At 40.3% G+C, this 15,493-nt stretch carries 14 protein-coding genes, 1 tRNA gene, 1 rRNA gene, 1 other RNA gene and 1 other annotated feature; of the genes, 5 read left to right on the forward strand and 12 right to left on the reverse strand.

Annotated elements, in window-relative coordinates:
* The 8 genes from J7E81_RS26990 to tadA all read right to left on the reverse strand — a co-directional run.
* Positions 1-209, reverse strand: a 16S ribosomal RNA gene (locus J7E81_RS26990); the annotation flags it as partial.
* 577 nt (positions 210-786) lie between these two features.
* The gene (locus tag J7E81_RS26995) at positions 787-1,050 is read right to left on the reverse strand and encodes a pro-sigmaK processing inhibitor BofA family protein (protein WP_215047276.1); all 264 of its coding nucleotides are present in this window, start codon (positions 1,048-1,050) and stop codon (positions 787-789) included.
* Between the two features lie 85 nt (positions 1,051-1,135).
* Positions 1,136-1,354 carry a YaaL family protein gene (locus J7E81_RS27000; RefSeq protein ID WP_215047277.1) on the reverse strand — a complete coding sequence of 73 codons (219 nt, stop codon included), beginning with the start codon at positions 1,352-1,354 and terminating at the stop codon, positions 1,136-1,138.
* A 71-nt stretch (positions 1,355-1,425) separates the two neighbouring features.
* The gene (gene recR, locus J7E81_RS27005; RefSeq protein WP_098533749.1) at positions 1,426-2,022 is read right to left on the reverse strand and encodes a recombination mediator RecR; all 597 of its coding nucleotides are present in this window, start codon (positions 2,020-2,022) and stop codon (positions 1,426-1,428) included.
* 84 nt (positions 2,023-2,106) lie between these two features.
* Positions 2,107-2,430 carry a YbaB/EbfC family nucleoid-associated protein gene (locus J7E81_RS27010; RefSeq protein WP_374104104.1) on the reverse strand — a complete coding sequence of 108 codons (324 nt, stop codon included), beginning with the start codon at positions 2,428-2,430 and terminating at the stop codon, positions 2,107-2,109.
* Positions 2,431-2,459: 29 nt separating this feature from the next.
* Positions 2,460-4,154, reverse strand: a complete 1,695-nt coding sequence (gene dnaX / locus J7E81_RS27015; RefSeq protein ID WP_215047278.1) for a DNA polymerase III subunit gamma/tau — start codon at positions 4,152-4,154, stop codon at positions 2,460-2,462.
* A gap of 132 nt (positions 4,155-4,286) precedes the next feature.
* Positions 4,287-4,551, reverse strand: an RNA gene (gene ffs, locus J7E81_RS27020) — signal recognition particle sRNA large type.
* A 93-nt stretch (positions 4,552-4,644) separates the two neighbouring features.
* The gene (gene tadA / locus J7E81_RS27025) at positions 4,645-5,157 is read right to left on the reverse strand and encodes a tRNA adenosine(34) deaminase TadA (protein WP_215047286.1); all 513 of its coding nucleotides are present in this window, start codon (positions 5,155-5,157) and stop codon (positions 4,645-4,647) included.
* Positions 5,158-5,266: 109 nt separating this feature from the next.
* On the opposite strand from tadA, the gene J7E81_RS27030 reads away from it, so the two are divergent.
* The 4 genes from J7E81_RS27030 to J7E81_RS27045 all read left to right on the forward strand — a co-directional run bounded on the left by J7E81_RS27030 (position 5,267) and on the right by J7E81_RS27045 (position 8,773).
* Positions 5,267-5,842 carry a cysteine hydrolase family protein gene (locus J7E81_RS27030; RefSeq protein ID WP_215047279.1) on the forward strand — a complete coding sequence of 192 codons (576 nt, stop codon included), beginning with the start codon at positions 5,267-5,269 and terminating at the stop codon, positions 5,840-5,842.
* A 30-nt stretch (positions 5,843-5,872) separates the two neighbouring features.
* Positions 5,873-7,162, forward strand: coding sequence for a LysM peptidoglycan-binding domain-containing protein (locus J7E81_RS27035; RefSeq protein WP_215047280.1), 1,290 nt, complete (start codon positions 5,873-5,875; stop codon positions 7,160-7,162).
* Between the two features lie 250 nt (positions 7,163-7,412).
* A complete protein-coding gene (locus tag J7E81_RS27040) occupies positions 7,413-8,078 on the forward strand; it encodes a deoxynucleoside kinase (RefSeq protein ID WP_215047281.1) in 666 nt (221 codons plus the stop codon).
* Positions 8,078-8,773, forward strand: a complete 696-nt coding sequence (locus J7E81_RS27045; protein WP_374104105.1) for a deoxynucleoside kinase — start codon at positions 8,078-8,080, stop codon at positions 8,771-8,773. The genes J7E81_RS27040 and J7E81_RS27045 overlap by 1 nt, the downstream gene beginning before the upstream one ends.
* 110 nt (positions 8,774-8,883) lie before the next feature.
* Here J7E81_RS27045 and J7E81_RS27050 read toward each other — a convergent pair.
* The 4 genes from J7E81_RS27050 to guaB form a co-directional block, all read right to left on the reverse strand.
* Positions 8,884-8,976: transfer RNA gene (locus tag J7E81_RS27050), tRNA-Ser, on the reverse strand.
* A 116-nt stretch (positions 8,977-9,092) separates the two neighbouring features.
* Positions 9,093-10,373: a serine--tRNA ligase gene (serS, locus tag J7E81_RS27055; protein WP_215047283.1), complete on the reverse strand. Its 1,281-nt coding sequence runs from the start codon at positions 10,371-10,373 to the stop codon at positions 9,093-9,095.
* 318 nt (positions 10,374-10,691) lie between these two features.
* Positions 10,692-10,910: a binding site (T-box leader), on the reverse strand.
* Positions 10,911-11,082: 172 nt separating this feature from the next.
* Positions 11,083-12,399, reverse strand: coding sequence for a serine hydrolase (locus tag J7E81_RS27060; RefSeq protein WP_215047287.1), 1,317 nt, complete (start codon positions 12,397-12,399; stop codon positions 11,083-11,085).
* A 219-nt stretch (positions 12,400-12,618) separates the two neighbouring features.
* Complete coding sequence (gene guaB, locus J7E81_RS27065) at positions 12,619-14,088, reverse strand: IMP dehydrogenase (protein WP_215047284.1); 1,470 nt, start codon at positions 14,086-14,088, stop codon at positions 12,619-12,621.
* Between the two features lie 112 nt (positions 14,089-14,200).
* Here guaB and J7E81_RS27070 point away from each other — a divergent pair, with 112 nt between their 5' ends.
* On the forward strand, positions 14,201-15,136 hold the full coding sequence (locus J7E81_RS27070; protein ID WP_215047288.1) for a YaaC family protein: 936 nt from the start codon (positions 14,201-14,203) through the stop codon (positions 15,134-15,136).
* Positions 15,137-15,493: the final 357 nt, after the last annotated feature.

A 15,493-nucleotide genomic window follows, 5' to 3' on the forward strand; every position in this document is an offset into this window, starting at 1 on the left:
TTTCAACTTTTCCTCATGAGAGAAAAAGGATTATCCGGTATTAGCACCGGTTTCCCGGTGTTATCCCAGTCTTACAGGCAGGTTGCCCACGTGTTACTCACCCGTCCGCCGCTAACCAACAGGAGCAAGCTCCTGTTGGTCCGCTCGACTTGCATGTATTAGGCACGCCGCCAGCGTTCGTCCTGAGCCAGGATCAAACTCTCCATGAAAGTTGATTAGCTCATTTTGTTACGTTGGCTTCATTTCGCAAGAAATGAATAGTATTGTTTGTTGACGTTTTTGTTTGTTTAGTTTTCAAAGAGCAATTTAACTCGCCATTCAAAAGCGACTTTATAATAATAACAAGTTATCAACTAAAAGTCAACAACTTTCTTTTTTTAGACGACGTCTTGGTGACGACTTTTAATATATTACAGCATTAGCAATAATCCGTCAAGCAAATAGTTATTATTTTTATCGGATTAGTTGTCTTCTTTTCATTCACTCTATAAGACATAAGAAAACCGCTGTTTTTTCAGCGGCTTTTTTATATGGGCTGTGTTAAAGATTATTGTTGTTGATTTTTAGCATGTTGATTGGAGCGGAAGGCGGTGAAGACTCCTCGAAAATGCTATCGCATTTCCTTCGTGCGTGGGCGGATTCGAGGATGCAAATTCAAAGTCCTGCGGGAGTACGGGACAAGGGAGACCCCACAGGCGCAAATGCGCCGAGGAGGCTCCCCGGCACGCCCGCGGAAAGCGAAGCCGCCTGGAGCGGAAATCAATATTCTAGATTAACACAGCCTTTCTATAAAACCCAATGTTGGATTGCAACTAACGCTACTAATCCGGGTACACCAAGAAATCCTGAAACAGCAGAAGTTGCAAAATTAATCGGGACATGAATTCCGTAACGATTGCCGGCCACATTCAAAAAAAATAAAAACAAGGCTCCTATTAAAAATTTCACAGCTGCCTGTCCAACAAATCTTACAGGCTTAACCGGTGCACCAGAAAATAATAATAAAAGAATAAGCCCGCCTAAAATAGAAATCACAACAATTGGTTCCAATTAGTGCTTTCCCCCTTTAAGGTCTTTTTACTTACAACATATGTACAAGTTGTTAAGTATAGACCATAGCGGGTGAAATACTGTTTTACTTAAGTATTGTTACATTACGCTGCTTTGCTTCTTTTAATAGAAAGATGTATTTAGCTTCAGCTATTTTAGCTTGGCAGATCACTTCATCCGAAGGATCAAAACTTTTTTCTAACAGCAGCTTTTCCTGCTGCCAATTTATTTTATAGCGGTTTAATTGTGCTAGCAGCTTTTCATCATATTCTTTTCGCAGCCGCCCTTTGCGCCGAAAAAACATGTGTTACTCCTCCGGTAATCGTGTAAACTCTGTAATTTAGACATTACATTCGCCGTTCACTTATTTATGGTTTACAATTCACGTCTGCCTTCTAGCGCTTTAGATAAGGTTACCTCATCTGCATACTCTAGGTCACCGCCTACAGGAAGTCCATGAGCAATCCTTGTGGTTTTAATACCCGATGGCTTCAATAATCGGGAGATGTACATAGCTGTTGCTTCTCCCTCAATATTTGGGTTTGTGGCGAGAATTACTTCTTGAACCGTTTCATCTTGCAGCCGTTTCAACAAATCAGGAATATTTATATCTTCTGGTCCAATTCCATCCATTGGTGAAATAGCCCCATGCAGAACATGATATAAGCCGTTGAATTCCTTCATCTTTTCCATTGCGATAACATCCTTTGGATCTTGAACGACACAAATAATGCTTTTATCCCTGCGCTGGTCTTCACAGATATAACACGGATCTTGATCGGTAATATGGCCACAGACAGAGCAATAGGTAAGATTACGTTTCGCATTGACAAGTGCCTTTGCAAAATCGAGCACGGTGTCTTCTTTCATGTTCAAGACATGAAAGGCGAGACGGGCAGCCGTTTTTGGGCCAATCCCAGGCAGCTTCATAAAGCTGTCAATCAGCTTTGATATGGGTTCTGGATAGTGCATGTCATTTTTCTCCTCTAGAAAAGCAGGGGTGCCTGACCTCAGAGCGTGAACCCCGAGTGTCTATGCACCCCAGCTAATGTTTAATTAAAAAGGTAAATTCATTCCTTTTGTAAATTGCCCCATTGTATTGTTTGTTAATTCTTCTGCCTTCTTAAGGGCATCATTAACAGCTGCAAGTACTAGATCTTGAAGCATTTCAACATCATCAGGGTCTACGGCTTCAGGTTTAATTTGCACATCTACTACTTCCTTATGTCCTGTCACAACGACAGTAACCATGCCTCCTCCGGCAGTACCTTCAATTTTTTGCTGGCCTAGCTCCTCTTGAGCCTCAGCCATTTTCTTTTGCATTTTTTGCATTTGTTTCATCATATTTTGCATGTTACCCATTCCTCCACCACGCATCATAATCCTAACCTCCATTTAATTAATATTTATTAGTCAATAATTTCTACAAAATCAGCACCAAATAATTTCTTTGCCTCTGCGATATGCGGTTCCTCTTCCTTGACAGATTCCCCGCCTATACTTGTTCCATCTTCACTATGCTGAGTGTTCAAAAAGCTTTCGCGAATCGGCATCCATTGATCTTCAGGAACACCTAAAAGCTGAAGCCTCTTTCCAGTTAATTTTAAAAGTGAGGATGTAACTGCTTCAAGGAAATCGGTGCGGTTCATTGCCATTTGGCAAATCATCTCATGCTTAAACTTTATAATAAAAGCGGCAGAAGAGGCAGCAATCGGTTCAGCATCATTTAATAATGCTGCCTGTGATTTTAACAGACTCGAACGCATTTCTCCCCAATTCGCTTTAATTAAATTTAAATCATTCTTCGTTGCCAGTTTTAAAACTTCATTGATTTTTCCTACTGGCGGCTGAAAGACCTTTTTCGAGGATCTCTGTGCCTGCTTTTGCGGCTGCGATGCTGTATCTTGGGCAGCTGGTACGATCCCATTTTCTTTTAAGTGCTGCAGCTCCGACTCAAGTTGATCGATTCTGGCTAATAATTGTCCAATAGGCGCAGAATCACCAGAGACGGATGGTTTCATTTCCGTTTGACAGAGCTTTACCACCGCTACCTCTAAAAAGATTCGGGGATGATTGGTCCAGCGCATTTCCTGCTGTGTTTTATTTAATAAATCAATCAGCTGATAGATTTGTTCCAATTGAATGGTTTCAGCCAATTGCCGAAAATCCTCATCCAACATCACTCTTTCAAGTGACTCTTCTAAATTAGGCGCTGTTTTATAAAGCAGCATATCCCGGTAAAATAGGATTAAGTCCTCAATAAATCTTGCTGGATCTTTCCCGTGGAATAACAGTTCATCGAGCGCCTCTAAACCGCTCGACACGTCCCCTTGCTGAAAGGCATGGGCTAACTTATTCAAGAATCCTTGTGATACAGACCCTGTTACGGTTAACGCATCTTCCAGTGTTACTCGGTCTTGGCTATAGGAAATGGCCTGGTCGAGCAGACTTAATGCATCACGCATACCACCCTCAGCTGCACGGGCAATCATTTGCAGCGCTGCTTCATCACAGTTAACGCCTGTTTCTTCCACAATTAATTTCATCCGGTTTACAATTGATCCTGCCGTAATGCGCCTAAAGTCAAACCGCTGACACCTTGAGATAATCGTTAGTGGAATCTTATGAGGCTCCGTTGTCGCTAAAATAAAAATGACATGCTTTGGTGGTTCCTCTAACGTCTTTAACAAGGCATTAAAAGCACTAATCGAAAGCATATGCACCTCATCAATGATATAAACCTTGTAGTTTACAGCAGTTGGGGCAAATTTCACCTTATCAAGGACATCTCTCATTTCCTCAACACGGGAATTGGAGGCAGCATCAAATTCTAATACATCTGGAATGGTGCCATTGGTGATGCCGCGGCAGGCCGCACATTCATTACACGGTTCCGAAACTGGTGCATGCTCACAATTTATCGCCTTTGCTAATATTTTAGCCGCACTTGTTTTACCTGTTCCTCTTGGACCCGAAAAAAGATAGGCATGTGAAGTTTTTTGTTGAAGCAGGGCGTTCTGCAATGTCTTGGTTACATGTTCTTGTCCTACTACATCAATAAATGCCTGCGGCCGCCAAACACGATATAAAGCTTGATATGCCAATGGACACCGCCCCCTTCAAATTTTTTATCATCCTACCCATTATAGCTTATTTAACGCCCATTTTCCAAAATGTATGTAAAAAAACTCACCCCAAATTGAGATGAGTTTTATTCATGCATGTTATATGTACTGCCGTGCACCTTCCGTCGACTTACGCCCATAAGCGTTACTTAAGCAGTTAGCTCGGCCCAGGCAACCCTGCGGCACATGGGAGCGTCCACTTAATGCTGCTTCCTTCCGGACCTGACATGGTTCATGGATTCCCATTGCGCAGGACCCGGGCGTCAACACCACTTACTTAAGGCAGACCCTACAGGCCATAAGCCTCGGGAAGGGATTCAGTCCCGCTAGAGCGGATTGCGGGTACAGGGCACCGCTGCCTCCCCACCTAGCACGGCAAAATTGATACCTAAATAATAATGCGTCGTAACTGACGCCTTTTAAATATACAACTATTTGTGAAAAAAAGCAATCTTAATAAATTTGTAAATTACTGTAAATTATCTAAAGCTTGATTTTTCTTCATTTGCTTAGCAAGTTTTTTTCTATCTCTTATGCTTCGAAAAAAATCAGAGAGCATTTGCCCGCATTCGGATTCTAATACACCTTTAGTGATTTCACATTGATGATTGAAACGCTCATCCTGTAACAGATTCATGAGTGTTCCAGCGCATCCTCCTTTAGGATCACCTGCCCCGTACACTACCCTTTTCACTCTTGATAAAATAATCGCACCTGCACACATTGGACATGGCTCTAGGGTGACATATAGAGTGGAATCTTCTAATCGCCAAGACCCGGTTTTTCTGCAGGCTTTGTCAATTGCAAGCAGTTCAGCATGAGCAATTGCACTCTGCTCTAGTTCCCTTAAATTATGGGCCCGGGAAATAATTTCATTATGCATTACCAACACGGCGCCAATCGGTACTTCATTTAATTCTTCCGCTTTCTTTGCTTCCTTCATTGCTTCCTTCATAAAATATTCATCTTGTTTTTCTTCGATATTTATCAAATTATCACCTAATTATTTTAATATTACAGGTTTGAGATCCCTTAAGATAGGATAAAAACTTCCTAGCTACTCCAAAATAAATGAAAAGGAGGGAGACAGTTTGACTCATGAACGTCCTGCCCTGTTAATCATTGATATGATCAATAACTTTGATTTTAACCATGGCCAGGTTCTTGCCCAAAAGGCACTGGAAATTGCCGGGCCCATTAAAAAATTAAAGGATCAATTTAATCAACAGCAGCTCCCTGTAGTTTTTATTAATGATCATTATAATTTATGGCAAGCTGATTACCATACCATTATCGAACATTGCCGAAATCAATATAGTGAGCCTATCTATGAAAAAGTGCTGCCGGACAAAAATGATTATTTTTTAATAAAGCCGAAACACTCTGCCTTTTATGGAACTGCCTTAAATACCTTACTGCATCAGCTAAAAGTAAATACCCTTATTATAACAGGCATTGCGGGCAATATCTGTGTTCTATTTACAGCAAACGATGCCTATATGCGTGAATTCAAGCTATATATCCCTAAAAATTGTATTGCCTCGACAGATGATCAAGATAACCAATATGCTTTAACGATGATGAAAAATGTCTTGAAGGCAGAAATTAAATCCTCGCAGGATTTACCAAAAGTATATCATGTAAACCCGCCCTCCCTCATAGAATAGCTGTAGCGTATGTTTCGGGGAGGGATTAGGATGCAAATCCATGTCATAAAGAGTAATGAATCATTAACCACAATTGCAAGGACCTATCATACCACCGTACAAGACATCGTTGAGGCGAATGATTTGCCAAACCCCAATAATCTTGTCATTGGGCAAGCCATTGTTATTCCCATTATCGGCCATTTTTATTTTGTTCAATCCGGAGATTCTCTTTATTCCATTGGCCGTAGGTTTGGCGTTTCTGCGCAGCAATTGGCAAGTGTTAATCGAATTAACATCAATCAGCCTTTAAATGTAGGGTTCCGTCTCTATATACCTCAAGGAACCAAAAGAAATGCTGAATTCAATGCCTATGTTGAACCGCGTGGTACCTCTGTAGCTCCTGTTTTGGAAAATAGTGCCCGCGAAGCCGCACCATATCTAACCTATTTAGCCCCCTTTAGCTTCCAAGCACGCCGCGATGGGACCTTAAAAGAACCTTTACTGAATCAATTTCCTGCAATTGCCAGAGCTAATCGCAATGTTTTGATGATGGTCATTAACAATCAGGAGAATGATCAGTTTAGTGATGAGCTTGGCCGTATTTTACTAAACGATCTAGCGATCCAGGATCGATTCCTTAATAATATTGTGGCAACAGCGAAAAGATATGGATTCCGCGACATTCATTTTGATTTTGAATTTATACGGCCAGTTGACAGGGAAGCCTATAACAACTTTTTACGGAAAGCAAAGCAACGGTTTAGCAGGGAAGGCTGGCTTATGTCGACGGCTCTGGCACCTAAAACAAGTGCAACTCAAAAAGGAAAATGGTACGAAGGACATGATTATCGTGCTCACGGGGAAATCTCCGACTTCGTGGTCATTATGACGTATGAATGGGGCTACAGCGGTGGTCCGGCCATGGCCGTCTCACCCATTGATCAGGTACGTAAAGTCCTCGAATATGCGGTCACTGAAATGCCATCCACTAAAATTCTAATGGGGCAAAACCTCTATGGATATGATTGGACGCTTCCATTCGTCCAAGGAACAGTGGCGAGAGCGGTGAGCCCCCAGCAAGCTATTCAGCTTGCCGCAACACATAATGTCCCGATCGAATATGATACAAAAGCACAAGCTCCGCATTTTCGGTATACTGCTAACGATGGCAAACAGCATGAGGTTTGGTTTGAAGATGCCCGTTCCATCCAGGCGAAGTTTGATTTAATTAAGGAGCTTAATCTTAGAGGAATGAGCTATTGGAAACTGGGCTTAGCCTTCCCACAGAATTGGCTGTTAATTGTAGACAATTTCACCGTAACAAAACGGGGGTCGTAAAAAAGCTTTTTAACAGAAATATAAAAATTACCATTCTACAAAAACTGCCGTCATTCGGCAGTTTTTTCATATATTTGACATAATACATAGTGCTTGAAAATATTCCATATCCCTTCCTACGACAGATTATGATAAAATATTCTTTGCGTCATCATTTAGAGAACGTATAACCACATGGACTACGATAAGTTAGAAAAACTTATCATAAGATATCATAGATGTACGGGCAGTTGGAGAAGGAGGACTTGCAATGGGGGATACACCCTTTATTACCGTTGAAGGGCCGATTGGTGTAGGAAAAACATCTCTCGCAAAAGCCATTTCAGAAAAGTTCAATTTTGCTTTATTAAAAGAGATTGTTGATGAAAATCCTTTTTTGGGGAAATTCTACGAAAATATAGAGGAGTGGAGTTTTCAAACGGAGATGTTCTTTCTCTGTAATCGCTATAAGCAATTAGGAGATATCAACTCCCATTTTATAAGTCAAAATAGGTCTGTGGTGGCAGACTATCATATTTTAAAGAATCTGATCTTTGCCGAGCGGACTTTAAATAATGAAGAGTATCAAAAGTACTTAAAGATTTATCAAATTCTAACAGAAGATATGCCGAAGCCGAACGTCATTATTTATTTAAACGCAAGCCTCGATACACTTTTGAAACGAATTAAAAAAAGAGGGCGCGAAGTAGAGAAAAATATTAGCCCTTTATATTTGGAACAGCTCTCTCTTGACTATGAAAATACGATAACTGCTTTTGAAAAGGAACATCCAGAAATTCCGGTTCTTCGCTTCAGTGGTGATGAGTTGGATTTTGTGCAGAGTGAACAGGATTTACAATATATTTTTCAAAAGTTATCTACTTCCTTACAAGAAAACAGCTGGGCAAACAACATATTATTGAACGGGGGATGTTAGTGAGTATCGTTATTGGTGGTATGATTGGTCTAGGAAAAACAAGTGTGGCGGATACATTGAATGCCCACTTTAAAGCTAAAGGAATTGAGAGTAAGGTATTTTATGAAACGGTCGATGACAATCCGATCCTTCCCCTTTACTATGAACTAACACCTGAGGAACTTGATGCGAGAAGAATTCCTTTCCTCCTGCAGTTATTCTTTTTAAATAAACGCTTTAAAACGGTTAAAGAATGTATTAATTGGCGCGAACCAGTCTATACCATTCAAGACCGTTCGATTTATGAAGATTGGTATTTTGCTTATGTGAATAAAAACTTAGGCCGAATTTCCGACCTGGAATTCAAAATATATGAAGATCTTGTTGATAATATGATGGAAGAATTAAATGAACTTCCTAAGAAAGCACCAGATTTAATGGTTTATCTAAAGGGTTCATTCGATACAGTAATTGACCGGATTATGGCGCGTGGCAGAAGCTTCGAAATTAATCCTGAACTAAAAGAGTACTATTTCGAAGTGTGGAAGGGTTACGATGAATGGGTCATGAATCAGTACGCTGCCAGTGAAGTACTTGTAATTGATATGGATTATACAGATGTTATTAAAAGCAAAGAAGATGCCTTGAAGGTTTGTAATGCTGTCGAAGAGAAACTAAATGAAATATTAAAAGAAGAAAAAGCACAGATTGGGTAATCCGATCTGTGCTTTTTCTTCTTTTAGGATTAGGCAAAAAAAATTCGCTGCAAGTAAATTGCAGCGAATTTTTATCTCCAGTTTTTATGCGCGTAGTTGTTTTAAAATAATGGCGGAGGAAGAGGGATTCGAACCCCCGCGCGGTTTAACCCGCCTGTCGGTTTTCAAGACCGATCCCTTCAGCCGGACTTGGGTATTCCTCCGTATCGACAAATGATAATTTACCATATATATATCACGATGTCAAATAGAATAACTGATTTTTCCGGACAAGGTTAGCTTCCCCGGAAAAATCTTTTACATACAGTCTTTTGGAGATTTATAAAGATTTAATGACTTCGCGATTGCCCATATATGGTCGTAAGGCCGTTGGAATAATGACACTGCCATCTGCTTGCTGATAATTTTCTAGGATTGCGGCCACCGTACGGCCAATCGCAAGACCAGATCCGTTTAGGGTATGAACATGCTCTGGTTTTGCTTTTGGATCCCGACGGAAGCGGATATTGGCCCGTCTTGCCTGGAAGGCCTCAAAGTTACTGCAAGAAGAAATCTCACGGTATGTTCCGTAACTTGGAATCCATACTTCAATATCGTATTTTTTGGCGGCGGTAAAGCCAAGATCCCCTGTACACATGCTTAACACACGGTATGGCAGTTCAAGCAGCTGCAGTACCCGCTCCGCATCATGGGTCAGCTTTTCTAGCTCCTCATAAGAATCTTCCGGTTTCACAAACTTTACAAGCTCAACCTTATTAAATTGATGCTGACGGATTAATCCTCTTGTATCGCGTCCTGCAGAACCTGCTTCAGAACGGAAACAAGCACTATAAGCAGCAAAACGAATCGGAAGGTCTTCACCACTTAGAATTTCATCACGGTGATAGTTGGTAACAGGCACTTCAGCAGTAGGAATGAGGAAATAATCTTCCTTTTCAATTAAGAAAGCATCCTCTTCAAACTTTGGCAGCTGCCCTGTTCCTGTCATACTTGTTCGATTGACTAAGTACGGCGGTAATATTTCTGTGTAGCCATGTTCTTCAACATGCAGGTCCAGCATGAAGCTGATTAAGGCCCGTTCTAAGCGGGCTCCAAGTCCCTTATAAAAGACAAAACGGCTTCCAGTCACCTTTCCTGCCCGTTCGAAGTCAAGGATTCCTAGTTCGTCTGCAACGTCCCAGTGCGGCTTTGCTTCAAAGTCAAATTCGCGTACTTGACCCCATTTTCTGATTTCAATGTTATCGTCCTCAGTTTCTCCGATTGGTACACTCTGATGTGGAATATTTGGAATACTTAGGAGTAACAGCTCTAATGTTTCTTCTACTCCGCGGAGTTCATCATCGAGGACTTTTATTTGATCGCCAACTTCCCTCATCTCTGTAATTAAATGATCGGCATCCTTTTTTTCACGCTTTAGTGCTGCCACTTGCTGTGAGACTTCATTTTTTCGGCTTTTTAATTTTTCTGTTTCAACAATTAGCTCGCGTCTTTTTACATCCAAATCCTCAAATCGGCCTAGATCTGTTAAATCTTCTCCACGATGCTGAAGCTTTTCTTTTACTTCAGTAAAGTTTGCTCTTAATACTTTGATATCTAACATCTGTCGACACTCCTTTTTTTAGCTGTTAATCTGAGTGTTGATTTCCGCTCCAGGCGGCTTCGCTTTCCGCGGGCGTGCCGGGGAGCCTCCTCGGCGCACTTGCGCCTGCGGGGTCTCCCCGGCCCCGTACTCCCGCAGGACTTTGAATTTTCATCCTCGAATCCGCCCACGCACGAAGGAAATGCGATAGCATTTTCGAGGAGTCTTCGCCGCCTTCCGCTCCAATCAACATGCTAATATTCAATAAGAACATTAACACAGCCTTTTAATAAAAAACTATCCAGCGGCTGAGCCAAATAAAAAAACTCCCGCCCCAAATACAGGGACGAGAGTTAGTCGCGATACCACCCTGGTTGACAGCATAGGCTGCCCACCTCGAAAGAATGTAACGGTTTTTACCGAAAGTACTTACTGACCAAACAGGTGTTCTGTACCTTACTCGAGGAGGGATTCACAAGGATCACACACCGGTTTACACCAAACACCGGCTCTCTTTAGTGTGAGGATCTTGTTACTAGTTCCTCTCATTGCTTTTTCATTATTGATTTGTTTTATAATTTACTATAATTATGAACCAAATGCAACTGAATTAAACAAATTATTTGGCCTTTGCTTCTCTTATCATTTAATAAAAAAAAGGGGATTCCTGTCAAGACAAGAATCCTCAAGTCAATCCATCCGTTGCTAAACAGAGATTATGCTTTTTTAGTTAAAACCAACCTTTTATGGTTGTACCAATGCCATGAAATACATCCCCGAAGAAATTGCCAATGCCTCGCATCATTAAGACAAACCAGTTGGCTTTTTCAACATCCTGAGCAGCTACAACATCCGCTTGTGCTTTCTTCTGTCCCTCAGCGGTTAAGAAGCTAACCTTTTCGTTATTCTTTGGTTTTAATGTCACATAACCGATTTTTTCACCCTTTTTAATCGGTGCGGTCAATTCACCCTTTTTGTTAACCTTATTTTTATCTAAAACCAGAACCGGTTGATAGTTTTTCTCTTCACCATTAAGAACAATCATATTAATGGCCGATTTAGTGTAGATTTTTACTTGATCGTCTTTCCCTTTAAGGACTGGTAATGTTTTCTGTCCTTTGACTTGGAAGTGTTTTGGAACAAGTTTTACATTCGTATAATTACTAAATGCATAATCCAGCATTTTTCTAGTTTCTTCAAAGCGCGCTTTATATCCACCTTGTTGTCCAGTGGCATCCTTTGCATTTTGTACGACAGTAATAAATCGTTTTCCATCACGGCTAGCTGTTCCGGTAAAGCAATAGCCTGCAAAGTCAGTAGTCCCCGTTTTAAGCCCGTCCATTCCTTGGTAACCATAATCTAGTGATGGAAGCATCCAGTTCCAGTTAATCATATTAATTTGATCAGTTGTTCCCTCACGAAAGACCTTTTTCGGAGTGCTGGCTGTTTTTAACACATCCGGGAAATCATTAATTAAATGAAAAGCCAATTTTGCAACTGCCCGGGATGACATCACATTTTCATCCTCTGCACCTGTTCCTTTTGGATGCAAACCTTTGTAGTCACGATTATTTAAACCTGTTGAGTTAACAAATTTATAATCTTTTAAGCCTAATTCTTTCGCTTTTTCATTCATTGTTTTGACAAAGTTTGTTTCTGAACCGCCCATAATTTCTGCAAGTGCAATGGTTGCGGCATTAGCAGAGTAAATCGCCATTGCTTCATATAATTCTCGCACTTTATAGGTGCCATCTGCCCGTAATGGTACATTAGAAAGATCACGGCGCTGAGAGATCTTATAGACAAGATCACTTACCCTGTACTCTTGGTCCCATTTAACTTTTCCTTTTTTAACTGAGTCAAGTAAGATATATTCAGTCATCATTTTGGTCATACTAGCAATTCCTAGTACACTATCAGCATTTTTTTCATATAAAACTTTACCTGTTTTTCCATCTACTAAAATGGCACCATCTGCATTCACATTCAAAGCTGCTTCTGCATGGGCCTTATGTACACCAGCAAAAACGCTAAAAAACATAATCATTGCCAATGCACTGGCAATATATTTTTGATAAAAATGTTTGTTCACTATTACACGCCCTCCAAGGAATTAATACACTTTGAATATTTTATCACACATACCTAGTAAATCATAGAATGAGCATTGAACCATTCTTTGGCAAATGATTAAAATTCTCTTAAAATTTACTAGGAAATTTTTCATAATAAAAACAGAGAAGTATCACCTCTCTGTTTAGAAAATTTATAATGAATAATTTGGTGCTTCTTTGGTAATTTGAACATCGTGTGGATGACTTTCCTTCAGACCAGCACCTGTCATCTTAATAAATTGAGCTTTTGTTCTTAAATCCTGAAGATCTTTTGTTCCACAATAGCCCATCCCTGACCGTATGCCGCCAATAAGCTGGTAGATTGTCTCAGCTAATGGTCCTTTATATGGAATCCGCCCTTCAATTCCTTCAGGAACAAACTTTTTATTATCCTCTTGGAAATAACGGTCTTTTGATCCCTTTTCCATCGCTGCGACTGAACCCATTCCTCTATAGACCTTAAAGCGGCGTCCTTGGAAGATTTCTGTCTCACCAGGACTCTCTGATACCCCGGCCAATAAACTTCCAAGCATGACGGCATGTCCGCCCGCTGCCAGAGCCTTCACGATATCTCCAGAATATTTAATCCCGCCATCAGCAATGATTGTTTTTCCATGCTTCATCGCTTCAGTTGCACAATCATAGACAGCTGTTATTTGCGGTACGCCTACCCCTGCTACTACTCTTGTTGTACAAATAGATCCAGGTCCAATTCCAACCTTTACAACATCGGCACCTGCTTCGATTAAGTCCTTTGTCGCTTCAGCTGTTGCGACATTCCCTGCAATAATGGTTAAGTCAGGATATGCACTTCTAATTTCCTTCACCATGTCAAGAACGCCTTTAGAATGCCCATGAGCGGTATCAATAACAATAGCATCGACATTTGCTGCCACTAGAGCTTCTACACGCTTCATCGTATCCTTTGTTACCCCTACAGCGCCGCCAGCAAGCAGACGACCCTGTCTGTCTTTTGCAGAGTTAGGGAATTCAATTACTTTTTCGATGTCTTTAATTGTAATTAACCCTTTTAATACGCCTTCTTCATTTACTAAAGGAAGCTTTTCAATCTTATACTTTTGAAGTATTTTTTCGGCTTCTTTTAATGTTGTTCCGACTGGGGCTGTTACAAGATTTTCTTTTGTCATTACATCTGAGATTTTAAAAGAATAATCTTGATCCTGAATAAAGCGAAGGTCACGGTTGGTAATGATCCCAATTAGCTTTTGGTCCTGCATATTATTGACAATCGGGACACCAGAAATTCGATACTTACCCATCAAATGCTCCGCATCAAACACTTGATGTTCAGGGGTTAGGAAAAAGGGATCAGTTATAACTCCGCTTTCCGATCTTTTGACCTTTTCTACTTGCTCTGCCTGCTGTTCAATGGTCATATTCTTGTGGATAATTCCTAAGCCGCCTTGGCGGGCAATTGAAATCGCCATTTCTGATTCTGTTACAGTGTCCATTCCAGCGCTGATAATTGGAATATTAAGTTTTACACTCGGCGATAATTCTACTTGCAGGTTGACATCTTTGGGCAGTACCTCTGATTTACCCGGAATTAACAATACATCATCAAACGTTAAACCTTCTTTTGCAAATTTATTTTCCCACATTTTTAACAGCCCTCCAGGACAAAAAATATTATTTGTACTTTAACAATTGGACAAAATACTGTCAAGGAATAAATATTTAATTGATTTTTCTGAAAAAGGTGATAATTTAGTGATGAACTATAAGGGTTGGGAAAACTATTCCTGTTTTTTTTCCGCTGACTACTGTCAAAGGTATTTAAAAACCTGCTACCAAAAGCGAAATATCGATAACCCAGAACAAAAAAGCTATGAAAATGGATATGCCCTTCTCTATTATCTCGAACACGGGCAAATATATTATGATCAAGCAGAAAAGTCGCCACTCATTTTAAAACCAATTTTACTTTTCTATGGACTTGTCCATTTAATTAAAGCTTGTATCTTAACGATAGATCCTTCCTATCCAGAAACAACGGCTGTATTAGCGCATGGTGTATCAACTAGGAAAAGAAAAAAACAAAATTATCTATTCTTCCATGATGAGGTAAAATTTCAAAAAAACGGTCTCTTTCCTTTTATGTCAGAAAGGTTGTTTCACATGAAACAATTGGAGGGTGAAAAGGCCATTATGGAAGAATTATTACAGCTTATACCTGAATTAAATGATTTATTCTTTATCGTTGAAGGGAAAAAGACATTTGCAAATTTAGATCAACAGGATAATAAACTGATTATCCCTGAATATGTATTGGATACTTATCATATGACAGAAAGCAGATTCAAGGAATTTTTCACTTCAAAGTTCAAAAATAGTGTGGAGTTTATTGATGGAGAGCTTGCCTTTTATACCAATGAAGACTTTTCTTCTGATATCTCACCATTATGTTTTAACTTAGAGAACAGTACGTACACACTCCCACTCGTCAAAGGAAGTTTTATTCACTTTCCAGAGCTGCTTGTTCATTATCTTTTATTATATAACCTAAGTATGATTGCCCGCTATGAAACGGAATGGTGGAGTGAGTTAACAAAAATGATGCCCAACCGGGATTATCCATTTATTAAATCTTTTCTAGAAATCACCATAAAAAAGAGTCCCTTTTTAATTTTTCAATTTCTTATGAAATAAAAGAACAAAAGCGCAAGCGCCTTGGTTAGCCCCGATATAGGGCGACTTGTCGACTGACCGGTGAAAGCAAGGTCAAAGGCTAGTCGCCCTTAATGCGTACAGAAAGCGATAGCTTTATGTAGCCAAGCATAAGACGAGCCGGCTGAAAGGTTGCTCTTTAACCTTTTAGACGGATTGACTGTAGACCATCGAGGGGCTAGGCGCTGGAGCTGGACGTATCTACCCCTGTAAAAAGTTATCTACAAGTAGTAAATCTATAATTTCTTAGAACACACAAAAGGACAATCCTTCCGGATTGTCCTAAACATGCCTGGCAACGTCCTACTCTCACAGGGACAAAGTCCCAACTACCATCGG

The organism is Bacillus sp. ISL-18, from assembly GCF_018613415.1.
Taxonomy (GTDB): Bacteria; Bacillota; Bacilli; order Bacillales; family Cytobacillaceae; genus Neobacillus.

Excerpts from the sequence above, each read along its gene's own strand:
- J7E81_RS27000 (WP_215047277.1), bottom strand. The coding sequence starts at position 1,354 with ATGTTTTTTCGGCGCAAAGGGCGGCTGCGAAAAGAATATGATGAAAAG.
- recR (WP_098533749.1), bottom strand. The coding sequence starts at position 2,022 with ATGCACTATCCAGAACCCATATCAAAGCTGATTGACAGCTTTATGAAG.
- J7E81_RS27010 (WP_374104104.1), bottom strand. The coding sequence starts at position 2,430 with ATGATGCGTGGTGGAGGAATGGGTAACATGCAAAATATGATGAAACAA.
- J7E81_RS27035 (WP_215047280.1), top strand. The coding sequence starts at position 5,873 with ATGCAAATCCATGTCATAAAGAGTAATGAATCATTAACCACAATTGCA.
- J7E81_RS27040 (WP_215047281.1), top strand. The coding sequence starts at position 7,413 with ATGGGGGATACACCCTTTATTACCGTTGAAGGGCCGATTGGTGTAGGA.
- serS (WP_215047283.1), bottom strand. The coding sequence starts at position 10,373 with ATGTTAGATATCAAAGTATTAAGAGCAAACTTTACTGAAGTAAAAGAA.
- J7E81_RS27060 (WP_215047287.1), bottom strand. The coding sequence starts at position 12,399 with ATGATTATGTTTTTTAGCGTTTTTGCTGGTGTACATAAGGCCCATGCA.
- guaB (WP_215047284.1), bottom strand. The coding sequence starts at position 14,088 with ATGTGGGAAAATAAATTTGCAAAAGAAGGTTTAACGTTTGATGATGTA.
- J7E81_RS27070 (WP_215047288.1), top strand. The coding sequence starts at position 14,201 with ATGAACTATAAGGGTTGGGAAAACTATTCCTGTTTTTTTTCCGCTGAC.